Below are 7,285 nucleotides of genomic sequence, written 5' to 3' on the forward strand. Positions count from 1 at the left end.
ACCCGGCGCGGCGACCACCGCCGATCGACCGGCTGACCGGCCGGCTCGCTATTGGCCAACCACCCTAGTGGCTATCTGGCTTAGCCAATTTAGAACAACATGCTGCAGATCACATGTCAAGCCCTCAGCGGCCTCGTAACCGAGCTGTAGCCCTGGTCAGAGGCTTTGCCGCCTACCAGGCGGCCGCCACGTACTTCGGCTCCACGAACTCAGCTATCCCGGCTTGGCCGCCCTCGCGTCCCAATCCGCTCTGCTTCACTCCGCCGAACGGCGCGGCAGGCTCGGACACCAGACCCTGGTTGAGGCCCACCATGCCCGATTCCAACTGCTCGGCGACCCGAAGACCACGGCCCATGTCCCGGGTGTAGAGGTAGCTCACCAGGCCGTACTCCGTGGCGTTGGCCATCGTCACCGCTTCCTGCTCGGTGTCGAAGGCCACCACCGGTGCCACCGGACCGAAGATCTCCTCGGTCAGCACCGCGGCCTCACCCGGCACGTCGGTCAGCACGGTCGCCGGGTAGAAGAACCCGTCGCCGGCGGATGGACGGCCACCGGTATGGACGCGGCCTCCCGCACCCACCGTGGCGTCGACAAGTTCGCCGACCTTCTCCCGCGCCGCGGCGTTGATCAACGGACCGAGCCGGACCTTGGGATCCAGCCCGGAACCCATCCGCCAGCGGTGCAGTGCCGTGCCCAACCGGGCGACGAACTCGTCGACCACGGACCGGTGCACGTAGAACCGGTTGGCCGCAGTGCAAGCCTGCCCGCCGTTGCGCATCTTCGCCAGCAGCGCGCCCTCGACCGCCGCGTCCAGATCCGCGTCGTGCAAGACCAGGAACGGAGCGTTCCCGCCGAGCTCCATCGAACAGTTGACCACCCGGGCCGACGCCTCCCGCAGCAACAGCCGGCCGACCTCGGTGGAACCGGTGAACGAGAGCTTGCGGACCCGGGGATCGGCCAACGCCGCCGAGGTGACCGCTGCGGCCCGCCGGCTCGGCACCACGTTGACCACACCGTCCGGCACCCCGGCCCGGCGGAGCAGGTCGGCCAGGGCCAGCGCGGTCAGCGGCGTGTCGCTGGCAGGTTTGAGCACCACCGAGCAGCCGGCGGCGAGGGCCGGTCCGATCTTGCGGGTGGCCATCGCCGCCGGGAAGTTCCACGGTGTGACCAGCAACGACACCCCTACCGGCTGCGGCATCACCAGGATCCGGTTGCCGCTGACCGGTGCCCGGGCGAGCGTCCCGTCCAGCCGCACCGCCTCCTCGGCGTACCAGCGGAGGAACTCGGCGGCGTAGGCCACCTCGGCTCGGGCGTCCGCAAGGATCTTGCCGTTCTCGATCACGATCAGCCGGGCCAGCCGTTCCGCGTGCTCGACCATGAGCTCGTACCCTCGGCGAAGCACCTCGGCCCGATGACGCGGCACGGTCCCGGCCCAGGCCGGTCCGCTCGCCGCCGCCGCGTCCACCGCGCTGATCATGTCCGCGGCGGTGCCACTGGCCACCTCCGCTACCACCGCCCCCGTCGACGGGTCGAGCACCGGCATCCGATCGTCCGCCACCACCCACTGCCCGCCGATGAACATGTCGGTCGGCACCGTGGCCCCGTCGACCTGAGTGGTCATCGCGCGCCGCCTCCCGCCGCCCGACCGGCATCGAGCGCGGCCGCCGCCGCCTGGACCTCGTACATGGCGAGAAAGTCGTCGTCCCGGTGACCGTGACCGATCGCCACCTGGATCAGCTGATGAACCAGGCTCGCCACCGGCATCGGCACCTCGCTGGCCCGGGCCGCACCCAGCCCGAGATCGAAGTCCTTACGCAGCAGTTCGGTGGTGAAGGTAGGCTGCCAGTCCCGGTCCACGAGATCCGGCGTCCGTTTGCGGACCCAGTCCGAGGCGAGCACCGTACCGTTGAGGAACTCCAGGAAGGCGGCCCGGTTCACACCGCCCTTCTCGGCCAGGGTCACCACCTCGACCAGGGACTCGACCATCATGCCGAGGTAGAGGTTGTGGCACAGCTTGACCAGCCGGCTCTGCTCGTCGGGGCCGGCGTGGACCACCGTCCGACCGATCGTCGCCAGGTACGGCCGCGCCCGGTCGTACGCGTCCTGCCCGCCGGAGGCGACCAGGCACGCACCGCCCTCGGCGACCACATGCGGGTTTCCGCTGACCGGGGCGGCGAGGAAGTCGACGCCCCGGGCCGCCGCAGCTGCCCTTACCCCGGCGGAGGTCTCTGCGGACACCGTCGAGCAGTCGACGACGACGCCGACCCGCCGGTCGTCGGCGGTCAGCAGTCCGCCCTCGCCCAGCAGCACCTGGCGCAGATCGGCCGAGGTGGAGACCATGACGAAGACGATGTCGCAGCCGGCCAGCTCCGCGACCGAGTCGACGACGAGCGCGCCCCGGTCCGCGAGCGGTTGCGCCTTGCTCCGGGTCCGGTTCCAGACCCGGACCGGGTGGTCGGCGTCCAGCAGCCGGCCGACCATGGCAGACCCCATTCGGCCGGTCCCGAGCCAGCCCAGGGTGGGTGTGGTGCCGGTCATCGTGTCTCCTCTCGTCCCGCCGTCTCGGCGGTGCGCGTGGTCAGGTAGGCCGCGGCGGCGGATGTCGGGGCCAGACTCACCGCAGCAGATCCGCGCCGGGTGTGTACCGGATACCGGTGACGTACAGCTGGTCGGCGGGGAACCGGGTGAGCAGCTGACAGCCGTCGGCGGTGACCACCACCTCCTCCTCGATCCGGGCGGCGGCGGTGCCGTCCGGCGTCGGCCAGTAGGTCTCGATGGCGAACACCATGCCCTCCTGCAGGGTCACCGGATGCTCGAACGAGTGGTAGCGGCTCATCAACGGCCGCTCCCAGTTCGACAGCCCCAGACCGTGGCAGTACTGCAGGCCGAACGCCTCCTCCTCGGAGGAGTAACCGAACTCCTGGGCCGCCGGGAAGTGCCGGACCACGTCGGCGGAGGTCGCGCCGGGACGGATCTCGGCGATGGCGTTGTCCATGAACTCCCGGGCCCGCCGGTACGCCGCCACCTGCGCCTGGCTCGCGCCGCCCACGTTGAAGGTCCGGTAGTAGCAGGTCCGGTACCCGTTGAACGAGTGGATGATGTCGAAGTACGCCGTGTCACCGGGACGGATCAGCCGGTCCGAGAAGACGTGGGGGTGCGGGCTGCACCGCCCGCCGGAGATCGAGTTGACCGCCTCGACCTCTTCCGACCCCCGCTCGTAGAGGTACCGGTTGACCAGTGCCACGCACTCGTTCTCCCGGACACCGGGCCGCAGGGTACGGAACAGTTCCTCGTACGCGCCGTCCACCAGCCCGGCGGAATGGTCCAGCAGCGCGATCTCGTCGGCCGTCTTCACTGCCCGCACGTCCTGCATGAAGCTGTGTCCGTCGACGATCGTCAGCCCTTCGCGCTCCAGCGCCCGCAGCACCGGCAGCTCCACCACGTCCACGCCGACCGGCTCGCCGGCCAGACCGTGTTCGGCGAGGATCTGCGCCGCCCGCGCCGCGTTGCCACGCTCGATGCCGACCTCCTCCGGGATCGATCCGCGCCAGCTGGAGATCCCGGCGCGCCAGCTGTCCTTGCCGAACCAGGAGGCGTACTGCTGGTGGGTGCGGGCGGCGGAGCCGATGTCCCACAGGATCGGTTCCTGTCCCCGCATCACCAGCGCGCACCGGAACAGCTTGTCCCGGGCCCAGTTGCCGATGTGGGTACCGGTCGTGTAGCGGATGTTGTTCATGTCGAACAAGATCAACGCACCGAGGTCGGAGCGTTCGAAGGCCGCCTGGACCTTCGCGAAGCGGTCCTGACGGAGGCGGGCGAAGTCGACCCGTTCCTCCCAGTCGACCCCCATGGTGGCGCCAAGTGAGGCGATCGGGCTGGTCTGCGCGGATGGCGCGTAGATGCTGGTCATGGCTACTCCGGATCAGACGGGCGCGTACTCGCCGGCGACGGGACGACCGGACCGGACCTGCGGTGCCGGGCCCGTCCGGTCAAGAGCCACCCAGACGGCGTCGACAATGGACTGGGTACGTAGGTGGTAGGTCTCGAAGAGGTGGTGGGCGCTGAGGGCGCCCTCGGCGAACGTGTCGCGCAGCCCCACCCGGCGCAACCGGACCCCGAGACCCGCCTCAGCGAGGGTCTCGGCGACCGCGGAACCGAGACCGCCGACGATGCTGTGGTTTTCAGCGGTCACCACCGCCTGGGTGTCCGCGACGGCGGCGAGCAGGGTGGCGGTGTCCAGCGGCTTGACCACTGGTACGTGCACCAGACCGCAGTCGACGCTGGCGGCGGCCAGCGCCTCGGTCGCCGCGACCGCCGCAGGCAGCATCATGCCGTTGGCCACGACGACGGAATCAGAGCCGGGCCGCAGCCGGGCCGCCCGGTCCAGCCGGAACTCGTACCCCTCGTCGAAGATCACCGGGATCTCGCCGCGCTTGAGCCGGAGGTACACCGGGCCGGGGTGGTCCACGATCGCGGCGGTGACCTGCCGGATCTCGGCGGCGTCCGCAGCGTCGATCACGGTGAGGTTGGGTAGCGCCCGCATCAACGCGACGTCCTCGATAGCCTGGTGGCTCGGGCCGCCGGGGCTGGACAGACCCGGCATGAACCCGACGATGCGCACCGGCAGGTTCGGATAGGCGATCGCGTTGACGATCTGGTCGAGCGGGCGCCGGGTGGCGAACACCCCGAAGGTGTGCACGAACGGCACGAGTCCGCTGCGGGCGAGCGCTCCGGCGATGCCCATCATGTTCGCCTCGGCCATTCCGACGTTGACGAACCGGTCGGGCAGCGCGTCGCGGAACAGGTCGACCTCGCACTGCCGGGTGAGATCACCGGAGAGACAGATGATCCGCTCGTCGGCACGGGCGAGTTCGAGCAACGCCGTACCGTACGGCTTGACGACGGTCGGGTACGGCGGCCTACGCATCGAGGGCCTCCAGCTCGGCGGTCGCCGCCTCGGCGAGTTCGGGCGGCAGCTTGATGAAGTGACCGTCGACGCCGTCGGGCAGGCACGCCAGCCCGTGCCGGGTCGAGGTCCGGGCGATCACGACGGCCGGTCGGTCGGTGGCTACGGCGTGGGCGACGGCATCGTCGAGCGCCGCCGCGTCGTGCCCGTCGACGTCCCGGGCGTCCCATCCGAACGACCGCCACTTGTCGGCGATCGGTTCGACCGTGGCGATCTCCGCTACCGGGCCGTCGACCTGCGAATTGTTGGCATCGAGCAGGACCGCCAGGTTGCCCAGCCGGTGATGGTCGGCGAACATCGCCGCCTCCCACAACTGCCCCTCCTCGAGTTCGCCGTCGCTGATCATGGCGAGAGCGCGTGCGTCCGACCGACCCTGGATGCGGTCTGCCAGCGCGAAACCGACCGCAGCGGAGAGCCCTTGCCCGAGGGAACCGCAGGTGAGGTCCACCGCCGGCGACCGCTCGGTGCCGATCGCCTCCAGCCGTGAGCCGTTGTGGCCGTAGGTCCGCAGGTCGTCGTCGTCGAGCAGACCCCGCTCGGCGGCGGCGGCAAACGCGGCGATGATGTAGTGCCCCGGCGAAACCACCAGCCGATCGGTGCCCGGACGGTAGTACCGCCCGTAGAGGACGGCGAATCCCTCGGCTGAAGACAGCGCCTGCCCCAGGTAGCCCAGTCCGTGCATCGCGACCATGCGTACGGCGCGCAGCCGGATCCGGGTGGCCAGCCCTGGTAGCTGCGCGACGGGCACCGGGTCGGCAGAGGCCGGGGGGCGCGGTGGAGACTCGATCAACGGATTCATGCTAACCTCTACTGGTAAAGTGGCTAAGCCGCTTTAGTAAGGCACAGCGTCAAGCATCACGTCAACCCGCAGGTCAGCCAGGGTTGCGCCCAGGCCTCGCGCCAGGAGGCACGACCTGCGTAGGCTGACGGCTCGTCGGACCGCAAGCAGGCGACGAGACCAGCGATGTGGGGCCGCAGGCGTGTCCAGCTGGAGAGGATCGGGGATGGCAACGACGGAATCCGCAGCGGCGGGCAACGGGACGCGCCCGCGCGACGTCGTGCAACTCGGCACGGTCCGCCCGGTCACTGCCAACCGGCTCGCCGACGACGTCGCCGAGCAGATCCGGCAGCTGATCATCAGCAAGAACCTCGCGGAAGGCTCACGCCTTCCCTCCGAGCGTCACCTGGCCACGATGTTCGGAGCCAGCCGGCCGATCGTCAGCCAGGCGCTCCGGGCCTTGTCCCTGATGGGACTCGTGGAGATCAAGCAGGGCTCCGGGGCGTACATCATGCGCCGCCCCGAGTCGGCCATCGCCGCGTCGGTCAACCTGATGCTCGATCTCGACCGGCAGTCCCTGTCCCACCTGGTCGACCTGCGACTGTGGTTGGAGACTCTCGGTGCCACCGAGGGCATCCGGCGATCCGACACCGACCTCGACGATGTCCGCACGGCACTGCAGCGACTCAACGAGAGCATGGCCGGCGGCACCTCCGCCTGGATCGCCGCCGACACGGTGTTCCACGCCGCCGTCGTCCGGACCTCCGGCAATCCCTTCCTCGCCTCGATCTACGAAGCGATCCACACCGCCGTCATCTCCTACGAGTACGACGACTGGGTGAGCCGGGACCGCGTTCCGGACTGGTTGCTTCCCGACAACGCCGACGCCCAGATGGCCATCCACAAACCCATCCTGGACGCAATGGCCGACCGGGACGACGCTGCCGTACGGGCCGCGATCCGCCACCACCACGACGTGATGCTGCAGCACATCGAACGCAGCCGCGAACATCGGTAGCCGCCGCTGGCGCCGGTGGCACCCAATCCGACGACGGCCACCCGAAATCTCCCCATCCCCCGCTGCCCGGCAACCCTGTACCTGCCGAGAATGTCATCCGGGCAGGTCAGGCAGCATGCTCGTACTCGTGAAGGATGCCGCCGAGGCGGTCGCGTCGGCGGAGGTTCAGGTGGATGAGACGGTCCGGGTCGCTGATCGGTTCGGGTAGTAGCGCGAGTGGCCGGACGTTGCCGATGCCCTGATGAGGGCGCTGCCCGTTGTAGAAGACCTCGTATTCGCGGAGCGCGTGCCGCAAGTGCCGCTGATGGAGAATCCACCGGATCAGAAGGTTAGGGGTTCGAGTCCCTTCGGGCGCGCGAGATCAACAGGGGTCTGACCTGCCGAAACGGCGGTCAGGCCCTTTCTGCCGTCCGGATGGTGTGGACGGTGGGTGTCACGTGGGTGCGACGTGGGTGCCACGCCCGGGCCCTGGACGAACTCGGCCCGCCCGCCACCGACGTCACCACCGACATCCCTGCCGACC

General features: G+C 69.7%; 7 protein-coding genes. 1 reads left to right on the forward strand and 6 read right to left on the reverse strand.

All coding sequences use genetic code 11. The features are described from left to right. Positions 1-172: 172 nt before the first annotated feature. From ACFHWT_RS28220 to ACFHWT_RS28240, 5 genes are all read right to left on the reverse strand, one after another. Positions 173-1,621, reverse strand: a complete 1,449-nt coding sequence (locus ACFHWT_RS28220; RefSeq protein WP_416597707.1) for an NAD-dependent succinate-semialdehyde dehydrogenase — start codon at positions 1,619-1,621, stop codon at positions 173-175. Further along, the gene (locus tag ACFHWT_RS28225; protein WP_416597708.1) at positions 1,618-2,538 is read right to left on the reverse strand and encodes an NAD(P)-dependent oxidoreductase; all 921 of its coding nucleotides are present in this window, start codon (positions 2,536-2,538) and stop codon (positions 1,618-1,620) included. The genes ACFHWT_RS28220 and ACFHWT_RS28225 overlap by 4 nt, the downstream gene beginning before the upstream one ends. A 76-nt stretch (positions 2,539-2,614) precedes the next feature. After that, on the reverse strand, positions 2,615-3,910 hold the full coding sequence (locus ACFHWT_RS28230) for a M24 family metallopeptidase (protein WP_416597709.1): 1,296 nt from the start codon (positions 3,908-3,910) through the stop codon (positions 2,615-2,617). Positions 3,911-3,922: 12 nt separating this feature from the next. Then, entirely contained in the window at positions 3,923-4,927 is a 1,005-nt protein-coding gene (locus tag ACFHWT_RS28235) for a transketolase family protein (RefSeq protein WP_416597710.1), read from the reverse strand. Continuing rightward, positions 4,920-5,756 carry a 1-deoxy-D-xylulose-5-phosphate synthase N-terminal domain-containing protein gene (locus ACFHWT_RS28240; protein WP_416597711.1) on the reverse strand — a complete coding sequence of 279 codons (837 nt, stop codon included), beginning with the start codon at positions 5,754-5,756 and terminating at the stop codon, positions 4,920-4,922. The genes ACFHWT_RS28235 and ACFHWT_RS28240 overlap by 8 nt, the downstream gene beginning before the upstream one ends. A 214-nt stretch (positions 5,757-5,970) precedes the next feature. On the opposite strand from ACFHWT_RS28240, the gene ACFHWT_RS28245 reads away from it, so the two are divergent. After that, the gene (locus ACFHWT_RS28245; protein ID WP_416597712.1) at positions 5,971-6,762 is read left to right on the forward strand and encodes a FadR/GntR family transcriptional regulator; all 792 of its coding nucleotides are present in this window, start codon (positions 5,971-5,973) and stop codon (positions 6,760-6,762) included. A gap of 106 nt (positions 6,763-6,868) precedes the next feature. Here ACFHWT_RS28245 and ACFHWT_RS28250 read toward each other — a convergent pair whose 3' ends face one another. Further along, positions 6,869-7,057 carry an integrase gene (locus ACFHWT_RS28250; protein WP_416597713.1) on the reverse strand — a complete coding sequence of 63 codons (189 nt, stop codon included), beginning with the start codon at positions 7,055-7,057 and terminating at the stop codon, positions 6,869-6,871. Positions 7,058-7,285 lie beyond the last annotated feature (228 nt).

The organism is Micromonospora sp. LOL_021, from assembly GCF_048060215.1.
In the GTDB taxonomy this organism is placed as follows: Bacteria; Actinomycetota; Actinomycetes; order Mycobacteriales; family Micromonosporaceae; genus Micromonospora_E.

Bases quoted from the DNA above. Each gene is read 5' to 3' on its own strand.
- ACFHWT_RS28225 (WP_416597708.1), bottom strand. From the start codon at position 2,538: ATGACCGGCACCACACCCACCCTGGGCTGGCTCGGGACCGGCCGAATG.
- ACFHWT_RS28245 (WP_416597712.1), top strand. From the start codon at position 5,971: ATGGCAACGACGGAATCCGCAGCGGCGGGCAACGGGACGCGCCCGCGC.
- ACFHWT_RS28235 (WP_416597710.1), bottom strand. From the start codon at position 4,927: ATGCGTAGGCCGCCGTACCCGACCGTCGTCAAGCCGTACGGTACGGCG.
- ACFHWT_RS28230 (WP_416597709.1), bottom strand. From the start codon at position 3,910: ATGACCAGCATCTACGCGCCATCCGCGCAGACCAGCCCGATCGCCTCA.
- ACFHWT_RS28220 (WP_416597707.1), bottom strand. From the start codon at position 1,621: ATGACCACTCAGGTCGACGGGGCCACGGTGCCGACCGACATGTTCATC.